Origin of the sequence: Nonomuraea spiralis (assembly GCF_014648435.1) — a bacterium.
Taxonomy (GTDB): Bacteria; Actinomycetota; Actinomycetes; order Streptosporangiales; family Streptosporangiaceae; genus Nonomuraea; species Nonomuraea spiralis.
In genome coordinates this window covers 77886-102423 of record NZ_BMRC01000002.1, presented here as the reverse complement: position 1 = coordinate 102423, position 24538 = coordinate 77886, and the positions used below count along the sequence as shown (strand labels likewise).

General features: G+C 71.8%; 20 protein-coding genes. 12 read left to right on the top strand and 8 right to left on the bottom strand.

The window, feature by feature from the left end:
• The first annotated feature begins 4 nt into the window (after positions 1 to 4).
• On the top strand, positions 5 to 2662 hold the full coding sequence (locus IEZ27_RS04360) for an alpha/beta fold hydrolase (protein ID WP_189646038.1): 2658 nt from the start codon (positions 5 to 7) through the stop codon (positions 2660 to 2662).
• Positions 2659 to 3507: an ABC transporter permease gene (locus IEZ27_RS04355; RefSeq protein ID WP_189646037.1), complete on the top strand. Its 849-nt coding sequence runs from the start codon at positions 2659 to 2661 to the stop codon at positions 3505 to 3507. The genes IEZ27_RS04360 and IEZ27_RS04355 overlap by 4 nt, the downstream gene beginning before the upstream one ends.
• Here the strand turns inward: IEZ27_RS04355 and IEZ27_RS04350 are convergent.
• The gene (locus tag IEZ27_RS04350; protein WP_379478595.1) at positions 3500 to 4006 is read right to left on the bottom strand and encodes a VOC family protein; all 507 of its coding nucleotides are present in this window, start codon (positions 4004 to 4006) and stop codon (positions 3500 to 3502) included. The two genes, IEZ27_RS04355 and IEZ27_RS04350, sit on opposite strands and share 8 nt — an antisense overlap.
• Positions 4007 to 4888: 882 nt before the next feature.
• On the opposite strand from IEZ27_RS04350, the gene IEZ27_RS53640 reads away from it, so the two are divergent.
• A complete protein-coding gene (locus IEZ27_RS53640) occupies positions 4889 to 5962 on the top strand; it encodes an ATP-binding protein (protein ID WP_229823233.1) in 1074 nt (357 codons plus the stop codon).
• Positions 5920 to 7005: a tetratricopeptide repeat protein gene (locus IEZ27_RS53635; RefSeq protein WP_229823232.1), complete on the top strand. Its 1086-nt coding sequence runs from the start codon at positions 5920 to 5922 to the stop codon at positions 7003 to 7005. Before IEZ27_RS53640 ends, IEZ27_RS53635 begins: the two co-directional genes overlap by 43 nt.
• Before the next feature lie 72 nt (positions 7006 to 7077).
• Here IEZ27_RS53635 and IEZ27_RS04340 read toward each other — a convergent pair whose 3' ends face one another.
• Positions 7078 to 8028, bottom strand: coding sequence for a terpene synthase family protein (locus tag IEZ27_RS04340; RefSeq protein ID WP_125640140.1), 951 nt, complete (start codon positions 8026 to 8028; stop codon positions 7078 to 7080).
• Between the two features lie 166 nt (positions 8029 to 8194).
• The gene (locus tag IEZ27_RS04335; protein WP_229823231.1) at positions 8195 to 8584 is read right to left on the bottom strand and encodes an ankyrin repeat domain-containing protein; all 390 of its coding nucleotides are present in this window, start codon (positions 8582 to 8584) and stop codon (positions 8195 to 8197) included.
• Positions 8585 to 8670: 86 nt separating this feature from the next.
• On the opposite strand from IEZ27_RS04335, the gene IEZ27_RS04330 reads away from it, so the two are divergent.
• Positions 8671 to 9570: a proteasome assembly chaperone family protein gene (locus IEZ27_RS04330; protein ID WP_125640135.1), complete on the top strand. Its 900-nt coding sequence runs from the start codon at positions 8671 to 8673 to the stop codon at positions 9568 to 9570.
• Between the two features lie 53 nt (positions 9571 to 9623).
• Positions 9624 to 10664: a Gfo/Idh/MocA family oxidoreductase gene (locus IEZ27_RS04325; protein WP_189646036.1), complete on the top strand. Its 1041-nt coding sequence runs from the start codon at positions 9624 to 9626 to the stop codon at positions 10662 to 10664.
• Positions 10665 to 10685: 21 nt separating this feature from the next.
• On the opposite strand, the gene IEZ27_RS04320 is transcribed toward IEZ27_RS04325, so the two are convergent.
• Positions 10686 to 11477 carry a tyrosine-protein phosphatase gene (locus tag IEZ27_RS04320; protein WP_189646035.1) on the bottom strand — a complete coding sequence of 264 codons (792 nt, stop codon included), beginning with the start codon at positions 11475 to 11477 and terminating at the stop codon, positions 10686 to 10688.
• A gap of 64 nt (positions 11478 to 11541) precedes the next feature.
• Between IEZ27_RS04320 and IEZ27_RS04315 the strand changes: the two genes are divergently transcribed.
• Positions 11542 to 12489: a hypothetical protein gene (locus IEZ27_RS04315; protein WP_189646034.1), complete on the top strand. Its 948-nt coding sequence runs from the start codon at positions 11542 to 11544 to the stop codon at positions 12487 to 12489.
• A gap of 12 nt (positions 12490 to 12501) precedes the next feature.
• Here IEZ27_RS04315 and IEZ27_RS04310 read toward each other — a convergent pair whose 3' ends face one another.
• On the bottom strand, positions 12502 to 15018 hold the full coding sequence (locus tag IEZ27_RS04310; protein ID WP_189646033.1) for an ATP-binding protein: 2517 nt from the start codon (positions 15016 to 15018) through the stop codon (positions 12502 to 12504).
• A gap of 72 nt (positions 15019 to 15090) precedes the next feature.
• Positions 15091 to 17202, bottom strand: coding sequence for a M6 family metalloprotease domain-containing protein (locus IEZ27_RS04305; RefSeq protein WP_229823229.1), 2112 nt, complete (start codon positions 17200 to 17202; stop codon positions 15091 to 15093).
• A 110-nt stretch (positions 17203 to 17312) separates the two neighbouring features.
• Between IEZ27_RS04305 and IEZ27_RS04300 the strand changes: the two genes are divergently transcribed.
• Positions 17313 to 18470, top strand: coding sequence for a PucR family transcriptional regulator (locus IEZ27_RS04300; protein ID WP_189646032.1), 1158 nt, complete (start codon positions 17313 to 17315; stop codon positions 18468 to 18470).
• 60 nt (positions 18471 to 18530) lie between these two features.
• A complete protein-coding gene (locus IEZ27_RS04295) occupies positions 18531 to 19550 on the top strand; it encodes an amidohydrolase family protein (protein ID WP_189646031.1) in 1020 nt (339 codons plus the stop codon).
• Here the strand turns inward: IEZ27_RS04295 and IEZ27_RS04290 are convergent.
• Positions 19543 to 19962, bottom strand: a complete 420-nt coding sequence (locus tag IEZ27_RS04290) for a MarR family winged helix-turn-helix transcriptional regulator (protein ID WP_189646030.1) — start codon at positions 19960 to 19962, stop codon at positions 19543 to 19545. The genes IEZ27_RS04295 and IEZ27_RS04290 overlap by 8 nt on opposite strands.
• 71 nt (positions 19963 to 20033) lie before the next feature.
• On the opposite strand from IEZ27_RS04290, the gene IEZ27_RS04285 reads away from it, so the two are divergent.
• The 3 genes from IEZ27_RS04285 to IEZ27_RS04275 all read left to right on the top strand — a co-directional run bounded on the left by IEZ27_RS04285 (position 20034) and on the right by IEZ27_RS04275 (position 23826).
• Entirely contained in the window at positions 20034 to 21767 is a 1734-nt protein-coding gene (locus IEZ27_RS04285) for an ABC transporter ATP-binding protein (protein WP_308427255.1), read from the top strand.
• A 105-nt stretch (positions 21768 to 21872) separates the two neighbouring features.
• A complete protein-coding gene (locus IEZ27_RS04280; protein WP_189646028.1) occupies positions 21873 to 23414 on the top strand; it encodes a gamma-glutamyltransferase family protein in 1542 nt (513 codons plus the stop codon).
• 85 nt (positions 23415 to 23499) lie between these two features.
• On the top strand, positions 23500 to 23826 hold the full coding sequence (locus tag IEZ27_RS04275) for a DUF5709 domain-containing protein (protein ID WP_229823225.1): 327 nt from the start codon (positions 23500 to 23502) through the stop codon (positions 23824 to 23826).
• A gap of 33 nt (positions 23827 to 23859) precedes the next feature.
• Here IEZ27_RS04275 and IEZ27_RS04270 read toward each other — a convergent pair whose 3' ends face one another.
• Positions 23860 to 24513, bottom strand: a complete 654-nt coding sequence (locus IEZ27_RS04270; protein WP_189646027.1) for an HAD family hydrolase — start codon at positions 24511 to 24513, stop codon at positions 23860 to 23862.
• Between the last annotated feature and the right edge of the window lie 25 nt (positions 24514 to 24538).

The following is a 24538-nucleotide window of genomic DNA, read 5'->3' as shown; positions in this document are numbered from 1 at the left end:
CGGCATGAAACGTGTGGCCGCGCTGGTCGCGGTGCTCGCCGTCATCGGGGTGACGACGTGGCTGGTGTGGCCGTCCCCTTCGGAGGCGCGCGGTCAGGACCAGCGGATCACGGTCGTCGACGGGCCGTCCGACGACCAGCGGGTGGAGCTCGACGCCACCTTCTTCCCGCCGGCGGGCGGCGGGAAGGCGCCCGCCGTGCTGGTCGCCCACGGGTTCGGCGGCAGCAAGCAGAGCGTCCGCCAGCAGGCCGCCCGTCTGGCCCAGGACGGCTACGCCGTGCTGACCTGGTCCGCGCGCGGCTTCGGCCGTTCGACGGGAGAGATCGCACTCAACTCCCCCGACTACGAGGTCAAGGACGTCAAGCAGCTCGTCGACTGGCTGGCCGGGCGGCCCGAGGTCCAGCTCGACGCGACCGGCGACCCGCGCGTGGGCATCACGGGCGGCTCGTACGGCGGCGCCATCGCCCTGATGACCGCCGCGTACGACCAGCGCATCGACGCGATCGTCCCCCAGATCACCTGGGCCGACCTCGCCGACGCCCTCTTCCCCAACGCCGCCGCCCAGCCCGCCACCGGCGGGTCCGCCACCGGGCAGGGTGCGCAGAGCGCCGCCGCCGCGCCGGCCGCCATCGGCCAGGGCGTTGGCGACGGCGTCTTCAAGCGCATGTGGGCGGGCATCTTCTTCGGCCAGGGCGTCTCCCTCGACACCTTCGCCGACCGGTCCCGCCGCGAGGCCGCCGCTCCGCTGACCGCCCAGCAGGCCAGATGCGGCCGCTTCCTACCGGCGATCTGCGACATCTACCAGCAGGTCGCCGAGGACGGCCGGCCGACGCCCGAGGCGATCGCGCTGCTGCGCAGGTCCAGCCCGGTCACCGTGGCCGGCCGGATCAAGGCGCCCACCCTGCTGCTCCAGGGTCAGCGCGACTCCCTCTTCCCCATCGCCCACGCCGACGCCAACGCCAACGCCATCGCCGCGGCCGGCACGCCGGTCAGCATGGCCTGGTTCGACGGCGGCCACGACGGCGGCAACGGCGAGGCCGACTGGCTCTACGACCAGTCCTCCGCCTGGTTCGGCCGCTACCTCAAGCGCGAGGCGGCGCCCGCCGTGGGCGCGTTCACGGTCACCCGTGACGGCGGCCGCGACCCCGGCACCCGCCAGCGCATCAGGCTCCACCCCGAGGCGTCCTCCTACCCCGGCCTGGCCGGCACCGACACCACCACGGTGCGGCTCACCGGCCCCGAGCAGAACATCGTCAACCCGCCCGGCGGCGCCCCCGCCTCGATCTCGACCGTTCCCGGTGTCGGCGGCCTGCTGGCCGGCCAGAGCGGCGGCGCGGGCGTGTCCATCGACATGCCCGGCCAGAGCGCCGCGTTCGAGTCGGCGTCGCTCACCGCGCCGCTCCAGCTCACCGGCAGTCCCACGGTCACGGTCAAGGTGGCGGGCAAGGGCCAGGCGACGCTGTTCGCCAAGCTCTACGACGTGGCCGACACCATCCAGCCGGCCGCGTTGCCCGCGGGGCTGGTGGCGCCGTTCCGGGTCACGATCCCCGAGGGCTCGGGCGTCGCGGAGGCCACGGTCACCCTGCCGGCCGTCGACCACCGGTTCGCCGCGGGCCACCGGCTGCGGCTGGTGGTGACCACGACGGACATGGGGTTCGCGACCCCCACCGAGGCCGCCGCGTTCCGGGTCTCCCTGGCCTCTCCCGCGCTGGCCGTCCCCACGGTCCGCACGCTGGCCGCGCCGCCGAGCGGGGTGGCCTGGTGGGTGTGGGCGATGCCCCTGGCCGCCGTGCTCGCCGCCGCCGTCCTGCTGGCCACGGGCCGTACCTCCGGTCGTGGTGTCCCCCGCGCCTCCACCCGTGGTGGCGTGGTGGCGGCGCCGGACGCGGGCGAGGCCCAGGTGCCGGAGGCGGCGGGCGGCCGGGACGTGCCGTTGGAGATCGTCGGGCTGACCAAGGCGTACCGCAACGGCGAACGGGCCGTCGACGGGCTGTCGTTCCGGGTCGAGCAGGGCCAGGTGCTCGGCCTCCTCGGCCCCAACGGCGCCGGCAAGACGACCACGATGCGGATGATGATGGGCCTCATCCTCCCCGACGCCGGCGAGATCCGGATCTTCGGCGACCCCGTCACCCCGGGCGCGCCCGTGCTGTCCAGGCTCGGCTCGTTCGTGGAGGGCCCGGGCTTCCTGCCCCACCTGTCCGGCCGCGACAACATCGAGCTCTACTGGGCCGCCACCGGCCGTCCCGCCGCCGACGCCCACTTCGAGGAGGCGCTGGAGATCGCGGGCCTCGGCAAGGCGCTCGACCGTGCCGTGCGCACGTACTCGCAGGGCATGCGCCAGCGGCTGGCCATCGCGCAGGCCATGCTCGGCCTGCCCGACCTGCTGGTGCTCGACGAGCCCACCAACGGCCTCGACCCACCCCAGATCAGGGAGATGCGCGAGGTGCTCAAGCGCTACGCGCGCGACGGCCGTACCGTGATCGTCTCCAGCCACATGCTGGCCGAGGTGGAGCAGACCTGCAGCCACGTGGTCGTCATGCACCGCGGGCGGCTGGTCTCGACCGGGCCGGTCTCGCGGCTGCTGAGCTCGGCGGCCGGCAACGGGCACAGCGGGCCGCGCCTGGAAGACGTGTTCCTCGACCTCATCGGAGACAGATCATGACCGCCGCGCCGGGCTACGCGCCGCGCCGTACGCTGCCGCTGCGCGTGGAGATCGTCAGGCAGTTCAAGCGGCGGCGGACGCTGGTCATGTTCGGGCTGCTGCTGGCGCTGCCGTGGGTGCTGGTGATCGCGTTCCAGTTCGGGCCGCAGTCCGGCGGCCAGGGGCAGTCGTCGTTGCGGATCAGCGACCTGGCGACCGCGAGCGGCCTGAACTTCGCGGCGTTCGCCCTGTCGGTGTCGGCGAGTTTCCTGCTGGTGGTGGCGGTCGCGCTGTTCTGCGGCGACACGGTGGCCAGCGAGGCCGGCTGGTCGTCGTTGCGTTACCTGCTGGCCGCGCCGGTCCCCCGTAACCGCCTGCTGCGGCAGAAGCTCGTCGTCGCGCTCGGCTTCTCGGCCACGGCGGTGATCTGCCTGCCGCTGATGGCGTTGCTGGCCGGCACGGTCGCGTTCGGCTGGCACGACATCCAGGTGCCGGGCACCGGGGAGACGATCCCGGCGCTCGACGTGCTGCCCCGCTTCGGCATCGTGATCGGTTACGCCCTGGTCAGCCAGCTCGTGGTGGCCGCCCTGGCGTTCCTCGTCTCCACGGTGACCGACTCGCCGCTCGGCGCGGTGGGCGGGGCGGTGGGCCTGTGGATCGTGTGCACCATTTTGCAGGCGGTGGAGGCGCTGGGGATGCTGCGCGAGTTCCTGCCGACGTTCTGGAACAACGCGTGGCTGGACGCCCTTGCCCCCGAGCTCGACTGGAGCGGGATGGCCAAGGGCGCCTCGGTGTCGATCACCTACGCCGCGATCCTGATCGCCGTGGCCTTCCGCAGGTTCTTGCGCAAGGACGTGGTCAGCTGACGCCCTTGGCGGCGTCCTCCAGGCCCTTGATGTCGATCTTCTGCATGCCCAGCATCGCCTGCACGACCCGCTGGGCGGCGGCCGGGTCCGGCACGCTCATCAGCTCCTGGAGGGCCCGGGGGACGATCTGCCACGACAGGCCGTACCGGTCCTTCAGCCAACCGCACTGCGACTCCTCGCCGCCGTCGGTGAGCTTGGCCCACAGGTCGTCGACCTCCTCCTGGGAGGTGCAGTCGACGTAGAGGGAGATCGCCTCGGTGAAGGTGAACTGCGGGCCGCCGTTCAGGGCGAGGTAACGCTGGCCGGCCAGCTCGAACGACACCATCATGGCCTGCCCGACGGGCCCGCGGCCACCCTCGCCGTAGCGCTGGACGTCCAGGATGCGGGAGTCGGCGAACAGCGAGGTGTAGAACTCGGCGGCCTCCTCGGCCTGGTTGTCGAACCACAGGTATGTCGTGATCTTCTGCATGTCGCCGGTCGTCCTTTCGAGACGTGTCACGGGGACCGGGTCCGTACCCCGTCCCCCTTGTTCGTCAACGCGTCGAACGAGGGGCGGGGGGATCGACACACACACTCAAGAATTTTCCAGAAGTTTCAGGCACCCGCTTGAGGACCCCACCGACCAGGGCAAAGGCCGAAGCAGAGCCCTGGGGCGGGGGCGGGGGCGGGCGAAGGGGCCGGGCGAGGGCCCGGGACACGCATCAGACGGGCGCGCGCCGTCCGAAGGGCGGGGCGCAGGGGCGAGTGCCAGGGTGAACCGATCGGCGTCGGGGTGCCGGGGCTGAGGTGTCTCGGTCGGCCGATCATGCCGATGGCCATCCCCTGGGCATCCCCGCCGTCGGCACGGCGCCCGTCGTGTGGGTGTGCTGGAGCTGCCCCCACGAGGACCGCCGGTGGCGCGTCAGCTGTACGTCGAGACGGGGAAGCCGAGCACCAGCGCCAAAGACTGGCTCATGGCGTGGCCGAGGGTGAGGAGGGGTCGGTACAGCTGCCCAGGGCCGAGGTGTGGGGCAGGGGAACGGCGGGGTGTGGAGAGCGGGGAAACGGCTGGGGTGGAAATGAGGGGCTGGAGGGGCCGTTTCGGAGGTGACGGGGGGATGGCGAAAGGGTGCGGCCGGTTGGGTACGGCCGCGTTACGGCTGGTCAGGCCCAGTGGGGAGGCTTGTTGTCGAGGTAGAAGGCGTCGGGGTCGGCCTCGCGCCAGTCGCCCCACCCGAGGTCCGTGTCGTCCGAAGTCTGCTCCGGGAGAAATTCGTCCACGGAAAACATGCTACCTAGACGTACAAACCAACACCGGTCGTCTTCGCGGCTCCACGGACAGCCCACGCGACCGGCGGTACGATGCCAAGGCAGGTGTCGCCGATCCCCCGTGAGGCTGCGCATGTCCACCCCTACAGGCTGGCGGAGAGAAGGCAATCTACCGGCGGAGCTCACCAGCTTCGTGGGGCGGACCCGGTTACTCGCCAACCTCAAGCGCCATCTGGCCGAGTCCCGGTTGGTGACCGTCACCGGCATCGGCGGTGTGGGCAAGTCTCGCACGGTGCTGCGGCTGGCGCACCAGGTTCGTTCGCAGTATCCCGACGGCGTGTGGTTCGCCGACCTGGCCCGGTTGCAGGACGCGGGCATGGTCAAGCACACGATCGCCTCGGCGCTCGGCATCGCCGACCAGTCCTCGCGGGCGGAGTCGGAGTCGCTGTCGGAGTGGGTGGGCGACCGCGACATGCTGCTCATCATCGACACCTGCGAACACCTCGTGCAGGGTTGCGCCGAGCTGGTCCACGAGCTGCTGGAGGCCGCGCCCAACCTGAAGGTGCTGGCCACCAGCCGCCAGTCGCTCCACCTGCCCTACGAGCAGGTGGTCCCGGTCCCGCCGCTGCTGGTGCCGGGTGACGACCCGGCGGAGAGCCTGTTCACCAACGAGTCCGTCCAGTTGTTCGCGCTGCGCGCCGGGGCGGTCGTGCCCGACTTCCAGCTCGACGAGGACAACATCACAGCGGTGGCCGAGCTGTGCCGCAGGCTCGACGGCATCCCGCTGGCGATCGAGCTGGCGGCGGTGCGGCTGCGCGCGCTGTCGGTGGAGCAGATCCTCGGGCTGCTGGCCGACCGGTTCAGCCTGCTGGCCGGCGCGAGCCGTACGGCGCTGCCCCGCCACCAGACGCTGCGGGCGGCCATCGGCTGGAGTCACGAGCTGTGCGAGCCCGCCGAGCGGCTGCTGTGGGCGCGGTTGTCGGTGTTCGCCGGCGACTTCGAGCTCGACGCGGCCAGGTTCGTCTGCTCCGACGGGCGGCTGCCGTCGGAGGACATCACCGACCTGGTGACCGGGCTGGTGGAGAAGTCGATCCTGCTGATCAGGAGCAACCACGCCGGCGTGCGCTACAAGCTGATCGACACCCTGGCCGAGTACGGCGAGGAGTGGCTCGACAGCTCGACAAGCTCGGCCAGGCCCAGCAGATGAAGCAGCGCCACCTGGAGTACTACCTGAGCCTGGCCCAGCGCAGCGAGGACGCGTGGTCGGGCCCGCGGCAGATCTACTGGTTCGTACGCATGCGGCAGGAGCACGACAACGTGCGGGTCGCGCTGGAGCACGCGCTGTCCTCGCCGGCCCGCAGCGCGTCGGCGCTCACGTTGTTGTCGTCGTTGTGGTTCATGTGGGTGTGCTGCGGTTTCGTCCGGGAGGGCCGGCTCTACCTCGAACGCGCGCTGGAGGCCAACCCCTCGCCGACCAAGGAGCGCTGCAAGGCCCTGTGGGTGTTGTCGTACGTGCGCAGCGCGCAGGGTGACAGCGCCGGGGCGTTGTCGGCGGCCGAGCAGTGCAGCACCGAGGCCGTCCGGGTGGGCGACTCCAAAGCGGTGATCCTGGCCTCGAAGATGCAGGGCACGGCGGCGCTGCTGCAGGGCGACGTGCAGAAGGCCAGCGCGCTGCTGGGCGTGGCGATCGAGTTCAACACCGACAACAAGGAGCTCAACCCGGGTCTGCTGCCCGCGATCGTGGAGCTGTCGCTGGTGTTGTCGGCGCAGGGTGAGCTGTTCGAGGCCGAGTCGCTGCTGCAGGACTGCCTGCAGGTGTGCCGCGAGCGCGGGGAGTTGTGGGTCAGCTCGTACGCCCAGTGGGCGATGTCGCGCACCAGGCTCGCGACCGGCAGGTCGGACGAGGCGCTGCACAGCGCCCGCGAGGGCCTGCGGATCAAGCGGCACTTCCACGACACACTCGGGACACTGCTGGTCCTGGAGACGACGGCGCGCATCCTCATCTCGCTCAGGCAGGCGCCCACGGCGGCCAAGCTGCTGGGCGCGTTGCAGCAGAACTGGCGGACGGCGGGTCTGCCGCAGATGGGCGCGCCGTTCCTGACCGACGATCACGACGCGTGCGTCGAGGACTGCAAGTCGATGATGGGCGACCTGGCCTACAAGAACGCCTTCGAGAACGGCGCCCGGCTCGACCTCGACGAGGCGTCCACGCTCGCGCTCGGCGACCTGGACGCCCCGGCCGAGGACTGACCTCAGGGCCTTGACGGCCCAGGGCCGGCGGGCCCCCAGGGCTCAGACTGCCCAGGGCTCCGGCCCCCGGGCTCAGACCGCCCGGGGCCACTGGCCTCCGGTGTCGGACCGCATGGGCCAGCGCGTGCCGTCCGGCCAGGCGTGCACGTAGCGCGCGCTGCCCAGCGAGAACTCGATGTGCCCCCGTACCCAGTGCTCAAGGCCGCGGACGTAGGTGCGGACCGGCAGCGGGGCCCAGCTCTCCAGCGCCGCCCGCCGGTCGAGGAACGCGGCGATCGCCTGGTTGTGCATCTCGGAGACCTCCAGCAGGGCTTCCTGGAGGGTGAGGTCCTTATGGGTGGCCAGCACGGTGACGAGATTGTGCCGGGCTTTGTCGTTGTCGCGCTCCTTGGCGTAGGAGAGAAGGTCGTTGTCCCAGCCGATGAGGTCGCAGGCCAGGTCCGACAACATGCGTACGTCGGGGTGGTGCCATTCCTCGGCTTCGAGGCGGTAGCCGCCGCCGCCGTCGATGAGGGCGAAGCAGGTGTAGGTGGCTCCGGTGATGCGGCGCATCAGGACGTAGTCCTGCGGCGTGGGGATCAGGTCGACCTCGCGGTTGGCGGCCTCCCAGATCTGGGCGAACAGGTACTCCTTGACCGTGATGCGCCACCGGTCCACCTGGGCGGGCGTGGAGGCGTCCATGATGCGGTGGAGGAGTTCGTTCAGGGCGACTCCGAAGGGGTCCTTCTCGTCGGGCTCCCTGCGGCCGTCCAGGATCTCCAGGAGCGGCGGCAGGGCGCGGGCGAGCGCCGAGGCTCGGTGGCCCATCAGCTCGCCCTCGCAGAACGCGTCGTCGAACGCGAAGAGCCAGTTGTACCAGTCGTTGATCAGCCGGAGGCTGTCTCGTGGGACGTCGGGGTTGGTACGTGCCGCGAGCAGGCCGATCTTGGAGCGCCGGAAGTGTTCGATGGTGTCGGCGCCCTTGAGCATGTTTGAGGCGGCCAGCCATGCGTGGCTCTCCGCGTCGACCTCCGCGGCGTGCACGTTGATCTCGTTCGGGAACGGGCACGGGAGCGGAGGGATGTGGAGTGGTCGCCTACCGAAGGAATGCGCAGAAGTAGCCACTCCTTCAGCATGACGATCGACTGTTCAGAAGGCCACACTCGACAACTTGGAGCCCTTTAATGCCTTTTTCACACTTTGGATCCCTCTAAGTGAACCATTGGATAAACTGGTCATTTTCGACCATTCGGGCTGTGTCCAATGCCGACGGAGTGCCCGCCCGCGGATCCGCCCCCGCCTCCGGCAGCGCTCTGACCACGTCCGACTCCTTCTTGAACACGGCCCCGGCGAGCGGCGTCTGCCCGCGGTCGTTCGCGCGGTCGGGGTCGGCCCCGGACGCGACGAGCATCCGTACGGTCTCGGCGTGGCCGTGATAGGCCGCGAGCATCAGCAAAGTGTCACCTTTGCTGTTGGACAAATTAACCGGAACGCCAGCTTCCACGTAGGCGCGCAGTGCCTCGGTGTCGCCCGCCCTGGCCAGGTCGAACATCCTGGTGGCGAACGCTTCCAGCTCCGGATCCCCGTCCATCTGTCCCATTGCGCCTCGATAGGGTGCCCTGCACGGAATCGATCCGACTCGCCATAGGTTCTGGGGAAGAGTACCTAGGGAAAGGCTGTCCAACCGTGTTCGACCCGAAGGATCTCTACAGGCTCGCAGACGACGCGCCCGAGCTGACCGATCCGGTGTTGCTGTACCACTTCGACGGTTTTGTCGACGCGGGCGGCGCCGGACGCCTCGCGCTGGGCCACCTGCTGGCCGAGCTGGAGCACCGGGTCGTGGCGACGTTCGACGTGGACCGGTTGCTCGACTACCGGTCCCGGCGGCCCATCATGACCTTCGACACCGACCGCTGGGTCGAGTGTGAGACCCCCGAGCTGGCCGTCCATGTCGCCAACGACGCCACGGGCACGCCGTTCCTGTTGATGAGCGGCCCGGAGCCCGACCGGGAGTGGGAGCTGTTCACCCGCGCGGTGGCCGAACTGGTGGAACGGTTGCGGGTGAGCAAGATCGTGACGATGCACGGCATCCCGATGGCGGTGCCGCACACCCGCCCGCTCGGCATCACCATGCACGCCAGCCGCCCCGAGCTGATCAACTCGCAGACCAGCGCCTTCGGCCGGGTCCAGGTGCCGGGGAGCGCGGCGGCGCTGCTGGAGCTGCGGCTCGGCGCGCAGGGGCGCGACGCGGTCGGGTACGCGGTGCACGTGCCGCACTACCTGTCGCAGGCGGAGTACCCCACGGCGGCGGTGACCGCGCTGGAGGCGGTGACGCGGGGCACCGGCCTGGTGTTCCCGATGGAGGGGCTGCACGACGCGGCCCACCGTACGACGGCGGAGATCGAGGAGCAGATCCAGGCGTCCTCGGAGTTGTCGACCGCCATCAGCGGGCTGGAGCAGCAGTACGACGCGTTCGCCGGCGGGTCGGAGCGGGAGAACCTGATGGCCGAGACGACCCCGATGCCCACGGGCGACGAGCTGGCCGCCCAGTTCGAACGTTTCCTCGCCGAACGCGACGACGAATGACTCCCGTCCGGCCGCTCCCGGTCCCGCCGGGGGCGACCGGATAGCCTGGCCGGATGAGCGAGATCCGGGTCGGCCTGATCGGATACGGCACCGCGGGCGCGTACTTCCACGCCCCGCTGATCCACGCCACCCCCGGCCTGCGGCTGGCCGCGGTCGTGACCCGCGATCCGGCACGGCAGGCCGAGGTGGCCGCCAGATACGGCGCCGCCGGCGTGGCGGACGTACGGGAGTTGTGGGGGCGCAGCGACCTCGTGGTGGTCGCCTCGCCCAACCGGACCCACGTGAGCATGGCCGCCGCCGCGATCGCCGAGGGCCTGCCCGTGGTCGTGGACAAGCCGGTGGCCCGTACCGCCGAGGAGGCCCGCGAGCTGGTCCGGCTGGCCGAGGCGGCCGGCGTCATGCTGACCGTGTTCCAGAACCGGCGCTGGGACGGCGACTTCCGCACGGTCCGCCGGCTGATCGCCGAGGGACGGCTGGGCGACGTGCTGCGGTACGAGTCGCGCTTCGAACGCTGGCGGCCGGTGCCGAAGGGCGGCTGGCGGGAGACCGGCGGCGCGGAGGAGATCGGCGGCCTGCTGTACGACCTGGGCAGCCATCTGATCGACCAGGCGCTGCAACTGTTCGGCCCGGCGCACGAGGTCTACTGCGAGAGCGACGTACGGCGGGCGGGCGTGGCCTCCGACGACGACACGTTCGTCGCGCTGAGGCACGCGGGCGGGGTGCGCTCCCATCTGTGGGCCGGCTCGCTGGCGGCACAATCCGGTCCGCGGCTGCGGGTGCTCGGCTCGGCGGGGGCGTTCGTCAAGTACGGCATGGACGTGCAGGAGGAACGCCTGCGCGCCGGCCTGACGCCGGACTCGCCCGGGTTCGGCGAGGACGAGGAGAGCCGCTGGGGGCTGCTCGGCGCCGACGGCGACGCCCGGCCCGTTCCCACGGAGCCGGGCGCGTACCTGGACTTCTACCGGGAGGTGGAACGCGCCCTGCGTGAGGGCGCGCCACCCCCGGTCGAGCCGCGAGGCGCGATCGACACGCTCGCCGTCATCGAGGCCGCCCACCTGTCGGCCACCCAGCGCATGGTCGTCCACCTGGGCTGACCGCGAGGGGCGAGCGAGGGTTCAGTCGCGCAGGCGGGCGTTCAGCGCGGCGGTGTCGGCCTCGGTCCAGCCGTGGCCGTGCAGCCAGCCCATCGGGCCGTCGAAGCGGTCGTCCAGCACCGACAGGAACTGCTCGATGTAGCGGGCCCGGGGCCGGTGGTCGTCCGCCGGGCGGGAGTCGAGGTCGTCCCGGTAGGTGGAGCTCGCGCGCAGGCGCTTGAGTATCAGCTCCAGCCGCTCGCCCGTCGCCACGTAGTCGTCCACGATCGCCGCGCGGGTGGCTCCCGCGACTTCCAGCGCCAGGGCCGACAGCACGCCGGTGCGGTCCTTGCCCGCCGCGCAGTGCACCAGCGCGGCCCCGTCGTCGCGGGCCATGGTGCGCAGGGCCGCCACGACGGCGTCCGGACGGTCGCGCAGGTAGCCGAAGTAGAAGCCGGTCACGCGGAGGTCCTCGTCGATGATCCGTTCCTGCCAGGGCAGCACGCGGTCGCCGTCGATGGAGCCGGCCTCGACGTCGGTGTGCCGGCCGCCCTCCGCGAACAGCGTCAGGTGGTGGTGGGTCACCTCCGGCGCGAGGGTCAGCGGGCCGGGCCCCTCCAGGGAGACCTCGGGGGTCGAGCGCAGGTCCACGACGTGGCGCAGGTTCAGCTCGCTCACCAGGAGCGACACGTCCGCCGGGGTGAGGCCCTGCAGGTTGTCGGCTCGGAAGATCCGGCCGCGGCGGGTGAGCCCGCCGTCGCGGGTGGGAAGTCCGCCCAGGTCACGTACGTTGACGGCGCCTTCCAGATCGATCCATCTTGTCATCTCATTCATCAGCTCGACCCTATATGTCCTCCAATCATGAGCGAATTCCTTGTTCATAACGCAGCATGAACGTATGGATCCACGAGCGCTGCCACCCCGGCTGGTGATCGATCCATCGCTGCCCCCGGAGGTCTCGGTCGAGTTGCGGTCGAGCCCGCACATCCTCCGTATGGCCCGTTCCGGCAAGCGGATGGACCCCAGCTTCAGTCCTGTCCTGCTCTTCGCGCTTCCGGCTCTGCTGTTGATGGTCTGGATCGTGACCGATCGTCCCGAGGTCGCCCTCATCTCCGGCATCGGCATGGGACTGATCGCCCTCATCCGGTGGATGGCGCTGGACAGCTCCCACCGGATCGTCAAACGAAGACTGCGCCTGGCCAACACCCACGCCGACCGTTTCATCCTTCCCGAGGACCTGGACCGTCCCTGCCAGATGTTGTTGCGCCGCGCCCAGGACGCGGCCGAGGCCGTCCTGAACTCCAAGGTCCACAAGGCCGGGCTGATCGACTCGGTGGAGAACCAGGTGTCGCTGCCGGAGGAGATCTGGCAGATCGCCCACCGGCTGCGGCGGTTGTCATCCATGCACGCCGAGCACGGCCGGCTCATCCCCCGCGAGCTGCCGCCGGGCATGGAGGACGCGTTCAAGCCGTACACCAGCGCCCTCGACACCGCCTGGACGTCGCTCTCGCACCGCGTACGCCACCTGGAGAAGTACGCCAAGCAGGTGCTCAAGGCGGACAAGGTGTTCCACGCGCACAGACGCCTGGAGGCGCTGGCCGCCAAGACCCCCGAGTACCAGCAGCTCCTCGCCGACACCGTACGGGACGAGCTGGCGCACGAGCGCATCAGGGAACTGGCCGACCAGGCCGCGCACGTCCGCAAGTTGTTCGAGGAGAGCGTCATGCAGGCCAGGCAGGCGGCCGGCGAACTGCTGAGAACGCCCTTCAGCGACACGTACGGCACCGGCGCGATCGGCCGCCAGGCCACGACCGGCCCGCAGCGGCACCCCTCACGAGACTCCTGACCACCGGGACGATCAGGGCCTGGCCTGGCGCAGGAGCTCAAGGGTGCGGCGCATGCCCGCCTCGTTCCCCAGGCTGCGGTAGATCTCCCTGGCCTGCTCCAGCGGCTCGACCGCCGCGCCGTGGCCGCCCGCGTCGAGGTGCGCCTCGCCGAGGTAGCGCAGGCTCCTGGCCATCCACCAGCGGTCCTCCAGCTCCTGGAACCCGTGTACGGCCCGGCGCAGCTCGTGCTCGGACTCCTCGATCCGCCCGAGCCTGGCCAGCGCCCGCCCGGCCGAGACCGCGTTGCGGGCCACCCCCCACGAGTCGCCGAGCGCCACGAAGATCTCCTCGGCCCGGCGCACGTACCCCAGCTCCCGCGCCCCGCCCGCCGGGTCGCCCACCTCGCCGGCGGCGCGCAGGCAGCGGGCCTCCTCCCACAACTCGCCGCGCTGCCTGAACATCTCGGCCGCCCGGTCGAGGCTGAGCCCGGCCTTGGTGAACAGGGCGGCGGCGGCCCGGTGGTCGCCGGCCCGCCGCTCGCCGCGCGCCTGGGCGGCCAGCACCTCGCCGTACGCGCGCAGCGTCTGGGCCTCGGAGTAGCGGTTGCCCGCCCGTTCGAAGATGTCCAGGGCGTCTTCGAGCAGCTCGCGGGCCTCCTCGGGACGCCGTTCCGCCATGCGCATCTCGGCCAGGTTGCGCTGGGTGCGGGCCATCCACCACAGGTCGTCCTCGCCCTTGAACGCGGTAATCGCCCCGATCAGGTAGTCCTGGGCGCGGTCGAGGTGCCCGTCGCTGAACAACGTCATGCCGATCGTGCGCATGGCCCTGGCCGCCCACCAGGTCTCGCCGAGCTCGCCGAAGATCTCCAGCGCCCGTTCGGCCTCGCGCAGCGCGCGGTCGCGCAGGCCCATGCCGCCCCGTACGGCGGCGCTGTCCAGCAGCGCGATGGCCAGCGCGCGCCGGTCACCGGTACGCCGCGCCGCCTCGCAGCCGATGTCGGCGACCGCCGCCCAGTCGGCCCAGTAGGCCCGCAGCGAGTGGCACAGCGAGCAGAACGCCCTGGTCAGCCCCCATGTCAGCTCCCAGAGCCGGAGCTGCGCGGCCAGGTTGATCATGCCGAGCAGCGTGAGCCGTTCGGCGTTGAGCCAGTCGCCCGCGCCGAGCTGGCCCTCCGCGCTGGCCCGGCGCCCGCCCTTGCTCCAGTCCTGGGGCCAGCGGTTCTGGGCGGCCTCCTCGGCCCGGCGGCGGTAGCCGTGCAGGACACGTTCGACGGCGGACCTGCGGCGTTCCTCCTCGTCCTGTCCGGCCAGCTCGGCGGCGAACACCCGGACGAGGTCGTGCAGGCGGTAGCGCATCGTGCCGGTCTGGTCGGTGCCGGAGCACTCGGCGAGCTGGGCGTCGATCAGGGCTTCGAGCTGGTCGGCGCCGTCGAGGCCGGAGATGTCGAGCAGCTCCCCGGCCACCCACCCGGGCACGTCGGGCGCGGGCAGCGCGCTGAGCAGGCGCAGCAGGCGGCGCTGGATCCCGGTGCAGTCGTCGTAGCTGAGCTGCACGGAGGCCCGTACGCTCTTGTCCACGCCGTTGGCCACCTGGAGCTGGTCGAGGCGGCGGCGTTCGTCGGCCAGCCGCCCGGCCATCTCGCGCAGGGTCCACTGCTCACGGGTGGCCAGGCGTCCGCCGCAGATGTTGATCGCCAGCGGCAGGTGGTCGCACAGCCGGACGATCTTCTTGGCCGACTCCAGGTCGTCGACGACCCGCCCGCCGCCGGCCAGCCGGGCCAGCAGTTCCACGCCGTGCGCCTCGGTGAACACGCCGAGCCGCGTGTCGTGCGTGCCGTCCAGGAACAGCGGGGCGCGCGAGGTGACCAGCACCGCGCAGCCGGGCTCGGCCGGGATCAGCGGTTTGACCTGGGCGGCGTCGTGGGCGTTGTCCAGGCCGATGAGGATCCTGCGGCCCTTGGTCCAGGTGAGCCAGAGCGTGCGCAGCTCGTCGAGGCCGCCGGGGTCGGTGGCCAGGCGCACGCCCAGGCCGCGCAGGAAGCCGATCAGCACCTCGTCGGGGCGTACGGGGGCGTCGACGCCGCCGCGCAGGTCGGCGTAGAGGCGGCCGTCGGGGAACCAGTTCGCGACCTCCTGCCCGAACCTCGTCACCAGCGCCGACTTGCCGACGCCGCCGCGGCCGTACACGGAGACGACCAGGGGCGGTGACAGGGCGGTGGACCTGCGGCGGGCGGCGAAGACCTCGCGCAGGGCGGCGAGGGAGTCGGCGCGCCCGGTGAAGTGCTCGGGCACGGGCGGCCACTGGTCGGGCGGCAGGGCGCCGGGCTCGACCGGCGCGCGGCGCCGGGGCCTGGTCTCGGTGGTGGCCCAGGTGGTCACCCCGACGAGCAGCGCCGCCGCGAGTGTCACCCCGACCTTGGCGGCCGGCGGGATGTCCCATTCCAGCGAGGCGGCCAGCACGCTCGCCGCGGCGGCGGCGAGCCCGGCCGAGACGGGCGCCGCCCAGGCTGCCCGCTTACGTCGTGGCTTGTCCGGTAAGTTCCCCGTCACCGAACACCCCCTTCCCGGGGGTGATTCAAGCGGATGGGGCACGGCCCACGCCAGCCGTACCCCATCTTCGCGCTACAGACCGATCACGTGACAGGTGGCCGTGGCGGTCTTGGTCGGATCGCTCTCCGAGGTGGCGGTGAGCTTGACGCGGGCCAGGCGGTCGCCGCCGGACGCGCGCACGGCGTTGACCGTCACCGGCGCCTGCTTGCCGAAGGCCACGGAGGCCAGGGCGTTGGGCAGCTGGGCGCTCCAGCCCTTGCCCTGCACCTCGGCCGTGAGCCGGTAGACGTCGGAGTTGAGGTAGGCGCTGACGTCCTCGGGGTGCTGCCCCTGGGCGGGCGCCGCCTTGCCGGTGTTGAACAGCGGGAAGGTGCAGGTGGAGATGTTCTTGCCGGTGGGGACTCCGGCCCCGGGCAGCACGCGGACGCCGCGCTTCTGCGGGCCCGCGCCGTCGAGCGAGCGGATGGCGACGGTGTAGGAGAGCTCGCCGTCACGGTTGCGCTTGAGGTCGGTGACGTAGAAGTGCAGGCGGTTGGCCTGGTCCTCGTACTCGTACTCGCTGCCGGAGTCGGTGCCGACGTGGAAGAGGGCGTCGGAGAGCTGGCGGAAGTCACCGACGGTGATCGGCACCTTGGTCCCGTCGGGCATCACGTAGTCGGTCATGCCGATGTCCTGCGGGTTGGCGTCGATCACCCACTCGAACGGCGCCCGGTCCTCGTTCTTGGTCTTGGCCAGGAGCACGCCGGAGTCGGGGGTGAAGGAGTCGGAGCCCATGCGGTCCACGACCTCGACCGTGTAGTTCTGGTAGCCGCCGCGGTCGCACAGCGGGTCGGTCGTGGCGCAGGTGCTCTTGTCGCCGGGGGCGTCGAAGGAGATGTTGACGCCCGACAACTCGTTCTGCCCCGGCTGTACGGCGCGGGCCAGGACCTTGGCCGTCACCAGGCCCGACTCGTCGAGGGCCTCACGCGACAGGCGCAGGACGTTCTGCTCGTCGACCATGCCCAGCTTGAGCTTGTTGCGCAGCATGTGCTGGGCGCCCATGGACGCGCCCGCCGTGGGCGGGATCAGCCAGCGGGAGTGCGGGCCGCCGGGGCCGTTGAAGCTGCCGCGGCTGAGCATCTCCCAGATGCCGGTGTACGCCCGGATCGGCGGCACCCCGTACGGGTTGTTGTAGTTGTCCAGCACGCCGAGGATGTGGCTGAACTCGTGGGCGTAGACGGCCATGCCGGAACTCTCGGCCTGGACGGAGTCGACGCCGATGTTGGCGTTGGGCCAGAAGTTGGAGGCCGCCTGCCAGGAGGACCAGTCGACGTAACGGGTCTTCAGCCAGTTGGGCAGGGCCGGGTCCGGCGGGCCCCACTCGTCGGGCACGTCCTCCTTGGTCGGGAACTTCATCATCCCGAACTCCTGCCAGGTGGACGACTCGTCCTGGCCGGCGCTGAGGTAGAAGATGAAGTCGTACTGCTTGGCGACGTCCTCGCCGACGGCGTTGATCCAGGCGTTGTGGCCGTCGGTGCGCAGGTTCTTGTTGCACGTGTCGCCCGCCGGGCAGCCGGAGGTGCCGTTGAAGCCGGGCTCCAGGGCGTACTCGTGGTCCTTGCCCGGCATCGTGTACGGGCCGAACCCGGTCAGCTCGACGCCGTACCGGCCGCCGGAGTCCTCCATCCAGTACTCGTGGATGGTGTGGCCCTTGTTGAGGGTGTTCGGCGTGTTGAGGAAGTCCTGGTAGAACTTGGCCACCTGGTCACGCGGGACGTCGTGGGCCTCGGCGCTCGGGTTCGCGTAGATCGTCGAGCCCTTGGGCTGGGTGACGACGAACGCCTGGTTGGGGTAGTCGAGCAGCACCAGCGCGCCCTTGAACGTGCGCTTGGAGCCCTTGACGGCCGGGTCGTTCCACTTCGTGCCGGGCGGCTTCTTGTAGTCCGCCCACGTCATGTGGTCCGGGTTCTCCCAGTTCTGCGGGTCGAGGGGCGTGAGGCCACCGGGAGGACGGGCGCGCAGCGCCTGCGCGTCGGCCGATTCGTCCTGCTGCCAGGGCTGGGTCTGCGGCCAGTGGTTCTGCCGCCACGGGTACTCAGGATCAACAGTGGGGGGTGCTGCGGAAGCAGGGGTCGCCATCAGGCTCACCGGGATCAGCACGATGGCCGCCAGCAAACCCTTCAGCAGCTTCTTCGGGGCGTTCACGGATCGACGTTATAGACGATATTGACGGAGATCACCGATCAGCTGTAGGGAAGACGTGTAGCAAGGCTTCCGACATTTGTCGAAATATCCAGCTTGACCTAGGTGGGCCTGTGGCGGATCTCCAGCGGATCGTGGACGACCTCGCCGCCCGTCTCGGGCGCCCCCTGCTCCTGGAGGACCGCGTCCAGCGCGTGATCGCCTACAGCGAGCAGAACGGCGCCATGGACGACATCCGCCGCGACTCCATCCTGCGCCGGCACACCACCGCCGAGGTGCGCGAGTGGCTGCGCGCGGCGGGCGTGCACGAGGCGCAGGCGCCCCTGCGCACGGCCGGGGCACCGCACCTGGGCCTGCTGCCGCGCGTGTGCGTCCCGTTGCGGCACACCGACGGCCTGCTCGGCTTCCTGTGGTTCATCGACTCCGGTCCGGCCATGTCCGACGTGCAGGTGGCCGAGGCCGCCGCGGCCGTCCCGGGGCTGGCGCTCGCGCTGTTCCACGAGAGCCTGGCGACCGGGCTGGCCTCGCACCGGGAGCTGGAGGCGGTCACCGGGCTGCTGCGCGGCGAGCGGGACGCGGCCAGGCGGCTCATCGAGGCCGGCGCGTTCCCGCAGGCGCAGCCGGTCACCGTGCTGGTGGCCCGGCCGCGTTCGACCGAGCCCGACGACGCGCTGCGCCTGGCGCTCGAACAGGGGCTGCTGGCCCTGCGGCGGCGGCTGAGCGGGCATCATCCGCTGCACCTGGTGCGCTACGACCACGCCGTGCTGCTCACCGCCGGGCCGCCGGTCCCGCCCGACGAGCTGCACGCGGCCATGCCGGTGCCGGTGGTCGTGGGCATCGGGCGTACGCGGTGCGAGCTGGCGCAGGCCGCGGACTCGTACGCGGAGGCCAGGCACGCGGCCGAGGTGACCGCGCGGGTGCCGGGGCTCGGGCGGTCGGCGGAATGGGCGCGGCTCGGTGTCTACCGGATGCTCACCCAGCTCTCGGACCAGGAGGTGCATCCCGGGCTCGACGGGCTGCTGGCCGACGAGCAGTACCTGCCGCTGCTGGAGACGCTGGAGACGTACCTGGACCTGGCGGGCAGCGCGGTGGCGACGTCCCGGGCGCTGCGGCTGCACCGTACCTCGCTGTACTACCGGCTGCAGCGGGTGGAGGAGCTGGCGCGTACGGACCTGAAGGACGGCGGCGAGCGGCTGGCGCTGCACCTCAGCCTGAAACTGGCCCGGCTGTCCGGCCGCTACCAACCCCGGGACGCCCGCGGCGGCGACTGATTGCCTTCCCCGCCATCGCTCGCGTTTAATGCCAAAAGGGAAAATCCGACGGGAGCGCCGATGGCGGGTGCGAAGCGTGCTGTGCCGGTTCTGGGCAGGCGCGCGCCCGCGCCCGTCGTGGCCCACTCCGCTCCCCTGGTGCTGCCGGTCTGCGCCGCGCCCGTCCGCGACGGGACGGTGGTGATCAGGGGCGAGCGGGTGCTCCAGGTGGGCTCGCGGGACGAGCTGCTGTCCTGCTTCCCCGTCACGCGGGAGATCCGCTGGCCGGGCCTGATCGTGGCCGGGCTGGTGGACGCCTGCTCCGCGCCCGCGCCGCCCGGCCCCGGGGTGACGACGCGGACCACCGTGCTGACCGGCCCCGCCGACCTCACGAGCCTGCCCGGCGTCTCGTACGTCGAGGTGTCCAGCGCCTCCGAGCAGGAGTGGGAGGACCACGACCGGGACGCGCTGATCACCGCCCTGCGCGAGGTGGACCGGCCGTGCCCGGTCGGGATCGCGGCCCGCACCCGCGACCCGCAGGTGCTGGAGGACGTGGCCGTGCTGGCCAGGACGTTCGGCCTGCGGCTGCTGGCCGGGCTGGACCGGCACTCGCCCATGGCCCTCGACGAGGCGGGCGTGCTCGGCCCGCACTGCCACGTGGCCTGCGCCCGGCCGCTCGACCCCGGCGAACGCAAGCTGCTGCGGCTGCGCCGGAGCGTGGTCGCCCTCTGCCCGCCGGGGCAGACGCGGGCCGCCGACGTGCTGGCCCTGCTGGAGGAGGGCAACCGCCTGGCCCTGGGCACCCGCGATCCGGCGGGCGGCGGGCCGGGCGACCTGCTCGGGCTCGCGGCCGTCGTCCGGGAGCGGGCACGGGAGCTCGGGCTGCGCGTACGGGGCCTGGACCGCCGGCTGGTCGAGGCCGCGACACTGGGCGGAGCGCGAGCCCTGGGCCTGGACGCCGGGCCGGGCCGGATCGGCTCGCTCGGGCCGGGCAGCCGGGCCGACTTCGCCGTCTTCGACACCCGGGGACGCTACCCGTACTCGGCCCTGATGGGCCGCCCGCCCTGCCTCGGCACGGTGACCGGCGGCACGCTCACCTGAACTGGGCGTCCACGGCGCTCAGCAGGTCGCTGAGCTGGTCCCGCTGGTCCTGCGACAACACCGCGAACAGGCTCTCGCCAGCCTCCCTGCGCGCCTCCCGCGCCCGTTCGGCCATGGCCCGGCCCGCGTCGGTGAGCACGACGAGCGTCGAGCGCCGGTTGGCCGGATCGACCTCCCTGCGCACCAGCCCGGACTCCTCCAGCGCGTCCACGACGGGCGTCAGCGAGCGCGGCACGATCCGCAGCTCGTCGGCCAGCTGCACCATGCGCAGCGGCCGGTCGGCGGCGCCGAGGGCGCGCAGTGCCCGCGCCTGACCCGGATTGAGCCCGAGCGGCACCAGCCGGTGGACGTATCCGTGGCGCAGACGCCTGCTGACCAGGTGCAAGAGCTCGGCGAGCTCCTTCTCTCCCATGCCGGCAAGTTTAGCCGGAACAATTATGAGTTAACCTCTGTTTGAGTGGACATCCGAAAGGAGGCCCCATATTGGCCGACGAACCACGCGCGCCGCTGCGGCGCATCATCGGACTCTTCACCCCCTACCGCGGCCGGCTGGCCCTGGTGGGCTCGTTCATCCTCCTGTCGTCCCTGGTCGGGCTGGCCTCGCCGTTCCTGCTGCGCGAGGTGCTGGACGTGGCGATCCCGTCCCGCGACGCGCTGCTGCTCACGCTGCTGGCGCTGGGCATGATCGCGGTCGCGGTCACCACGAGCGTCTTCGACGTGCTGCAGACGCTCATCTCCACCACCGTGGGCCAGCGGGTGATGCACGACCTGCGCATCTCGGTCTACTCCCACCTCCAGCGCATGTCGCTGGCCTTCTTCACCCGTACGAAGACGGGCGAGGTGCAGTCGCGCATCGCCAACGACATCGGCGGCATGCAGTCGGTGGTCACCTCCACCGCCACCTCGATCATCTCCAACCTCACCACCGTGATCGCCACGATCGTGGCCATGCTCGCCCTCGACTGGCGGCTGACCGTGATCTCGCTGCTGCTGCTGCCGGTGTTCGTGTGGATCAGCCGGAAGGTCGGCGCCGAGCGCAAGCGCATCACCGCCGACCGCCAGCGCAAGCTCGCCGTGATCTCCTCGATGGTCCAGGAGTCGTTGTCGATCAGCGGCGTGCTGCTGGGCCGGACCATGGGCCGCTCCCCCGAGCTGACCGAACGGTTCGGCCGGGCCTCCGACGAGCTGGCCGAGCTGGGCGTACGGACGAGCATGGCCGGGCGGTGGCGGCAGTCGTCGATCCAGATCATCATGGCCGCGATGCCCGCGCTGGTCTACTGGGCCGTCGGGTACACCGGCATCATCTCCGTCGGCACCCTCGTGGCCTTCACCACGCTCCAGGCGGGCCTGTTCCGGCCGACGGTGTCGCTGCTGCGGCTCGGCGTCGAGGTGCAGAGCTCGCTGGCGCTGTTCGGCCGCATCTTCGAGTACCTGGACCTGTCGGTGGACATCCACCCCGGCGCCCGCACCCTGGAACGGGTACGCGGCGAGGTGCGCTTCGAGGGCGTCGACTTCGCCTACGAGGACGAACGCACCCTCGACGCCGTCGACGTCACCGTCCCCGCGGGCACGACGCTGGCCATCGTGGGCGAGACCGGCTCGGGCAAGACCACCCTCAGCTACCTCCTCCCCCGCCTGTACGACGTGACCGGCGGCCGGGTGACCATCGACGGCGTGGACGTACGCGACCTGACGTTCGAGACGCTGAGCGAGGTGGTCGGGGTGGTCTCGCAGGAGACGTACCTGTTCCACGCCACGATCGCGGACAACCTGCGTTTCGCCCGTCCGTCGGCCACCGACGAGGAGCTGGAGGCGGCGGCGCGGGCCGCGCGCATCCACGACCACATCGCCTCGCTGCCCGACGGCTACGACACGATGGTGGGCGAGCGCGGCTACCGGTTCTCCGGCGGCGAGAAGCAGCGCCTGGCCATCGCCCGTACGCTGCTGCGCAACCCGCCGGTGCTGATCCTCGACGAGGCCACCAGCGCCCTGGACACCCAGACCGAGCGAGCCGTGCAGGAGGCCCTGGACACGCTGGCGCGGGGGCGTACCACGATCACGATCGCCCACCGGCTGTCGACCGTCCGCGACGCCGACCAGATCGTCGTGCTCGACCGCGGGAAGGTCGTCGAGCGCGGCACGCACGACGAGCTCATGACCCTCGGCGGCCACTACGCCGCCCTGGTCGACCGGGACCGCCCCCTGGAACTGGTCTGAACTCCCCGTTCACCCCGTTCAAGGCCAGGACCCGTTCTGCCGCCCCGCCCCCTTCCGCCCCCGGCTGGAGAACGCCTGACCCCGGGACGGGCTTAGTCTCTTCACGTGCACAACACCAGATACGCGCCCAACGGCATGGTGTGCAGCGTCGACCACCTGGCCTCGGCCGCCGGGGTGGCCGCGCTGGACCGCGGCGGTTCCGCCGCCGACGCGGCGATCGCGGCCAACGCCGTGCTCGCCGTGGTCGCGCCCCACATGTGCGGGCTCGGCGGCGACCTGTTCGCGCTCGTCCACGACGGCTCGGTGACCGCCCTGAACGCCTCCGGCCGGGCCGGGTCCGGCGCCGACCCCGCCAGGCTGCGCGCCGAGGGCCGCACCCGCATGCCGCACCTGCACGACATCAGGTCCGTGCCGGTGCCCGGCTGCGTCGACGGGTGGCTCGCCCTGCACGCCCGGCACGGCCGCCTGCCCATGACCGAGTTGCTGCGGCCGGCGATCGGGCTGGCCCGCGACGGCTTCCCCGCCTCCCCGCTGATGGTCGCGGGCGCGCGTACGGCGGCCGGACGGCCGGGCGGCGGCGACTTCGCCGGGGTCCGCGCGGCCGGCGACCGGGTGACCCGCCCCGGGGTGGCCCGCGCGCTGCAGGCCGTGGCCGACGGCGGCCGGGACGGCTTCTATCTCGGCGAGTTCGGGCAGGGCCTGATCGAGCTGGGCGACGGCGAGTACACCGCCGCCGACCTGGCCGCCCCCACGGCCGACTGGGTCGAGCCGCTGCGCGTGCGCGCCTTCGGCCACGACGTCTGGTCGATGCCGCCCAACTCTCAGGGCTACCTGCTGCTGATGTCCCTGGCCATCCTCGACGGGCTCGGCCTGCCCGGCTCGCCCCGCCATCCGGCCTGGGCCCACCTGCTGGCCGAGGCCGCGCGGGCCGCCGGGCACGACCGGCCCGCCCTGCTGCACGAGGACGCCAAGGACCTGCTCGACCCCGGCGAGATCGCCCGCCGCCGGGCCCTGGTCCAGCCCGCCGGACGGCTGCGTGTGCCCGTCCCTGCCTCGGACGGCGACACGACGTACCTGTGCGCGGTGGACGGCGACGGCATGGGCGTGTCGCTGATCCAGTCGAACGCGTCCGGGTTCGGCGGCATGCTCTTCGAGCCGCGTACCGGGATCAACCTCCACAACCGCGGCATCGGCTTCTCGCTGCGCCCCGGCCACCCGGCCGAGTACGGCCCCGGCCGCCGCCCGCCGCACACCCTGGCCCCCGCCCTGATCACCCGCCCCGGCGGCGCGCTCAGGACGGTCGTGGGCACGATGGGCGGCGACGCGCAACCGCAGATCCTGGCCCAGATCATCACCCGCCTGCTGCACCACGGCGAGGAGCCCGGCCAGGCGCTCGCCGCGCCGCGCTGGCGGCTGGCCGGCGGCGGCACCGGGTTCGACACCTGGGACGCCCCCGACGACGTCGTGCTCGACCTGGAAGAGGGCACGACCTGGGCCGACGGCCTGGCCGCGCTCGGCCACCCGGTGCGGACGCTGCCGTACGGGGGCTCCTTCGGCCACGCCCATCTCGTCGACGTCCGCCCGGACGGGATGCTGGCGGGCGCCGCGGACCCGCGTTCCCTCGTCGGAGCCGCGCTCGGCCGTTAGCTCATGGACAAGGATGAGCTACAAGTCCCCCTAAAGCAGGCCAAGTGCGAGGATTTCGGTCCGTACGGTGGGTAGAGGGCGCAGTATGAGCGAACTACCTCCGGACCGATTCGGCATGGCCGACGAGCAGGACATCGAGGTCAGGGAGTGGACCGACGACCTCGGCCTGCACCACGAGGTCAAAGAGGACGACCCTCAGCACGAGGCCACGCTCGACGAACGGCTGCGCCAGGAGCTGCCCGACCGCCTGCGCCGCGGCCCACGCGCGGAGCACCGGCTGACCGAGCCCGACGAGGGCGCCCACCCCGACACCGAGGACGAGGCCATCGGCGTCGACTGGGACGCCGACCGGGAGGACCTGTCGGCCGAGGAGCGCGCGCTGCGCATCGACCCCGACGAGGACCTCAGCTGACCCGTACGGGCCCGGAAAAGCCTGCGGGAAGCCTCAGGTGAGGCTCCGCAGGGCGGGCAGCAGCGCGTGCAGGTCGTCGACGATCACGTCGGCGGCCTTCGCCTGCGGACGTTCGGCGTGCAGGAAGCCCCAGGGGCCGCGGCGCAGCAACGCCGTGCGCATTCCCGCCCTGGCCGCCGGGAGCACGTCGTTGTCGAGCCGGTCGCCGACGTAGAGGATCTCGGCGGGCTCGCGGCCCGCCACCGAGGCCACCTTGGCGAAGAACTCCGGGGCGGGCTTGGACAACCCCCAGCCCTCGGAGGTGTGCACCGAGTCCACCGGCAGGTCCATCGCCACCAGGGCGTCGAAGGCGCGGCGGGGCTGGTTGCCGGCGATGATCACCTGGTAGCCGGCCGCGCGCAGGGCCGCCAGCGCCTCCCGGACGTCGGGATAGAGGTCGCCGTCGTCGAAGTGGTTGCGCAGCCCGGTGGGGTCGTCGCGCTCCCAGGCCGCGGCCTCGGCCTCCACGTCGAGGCCGGGGCGGACGAGCTCGAACGCCTCCCGGTGGGAGCGGTCCAGCGCCGCCATGCCGCCCAGCGCGCCCATGAGCACGAACCTGCTCACGCCCAGCCGTTCGGCCCAGCGCGACCAGATGCGGGTCTCGTCGATGAGCGTCTCGCCGACGTCGAGCACCACAGCCCTGACCATCACTCCCCCTGTTCGTACGTGCGCC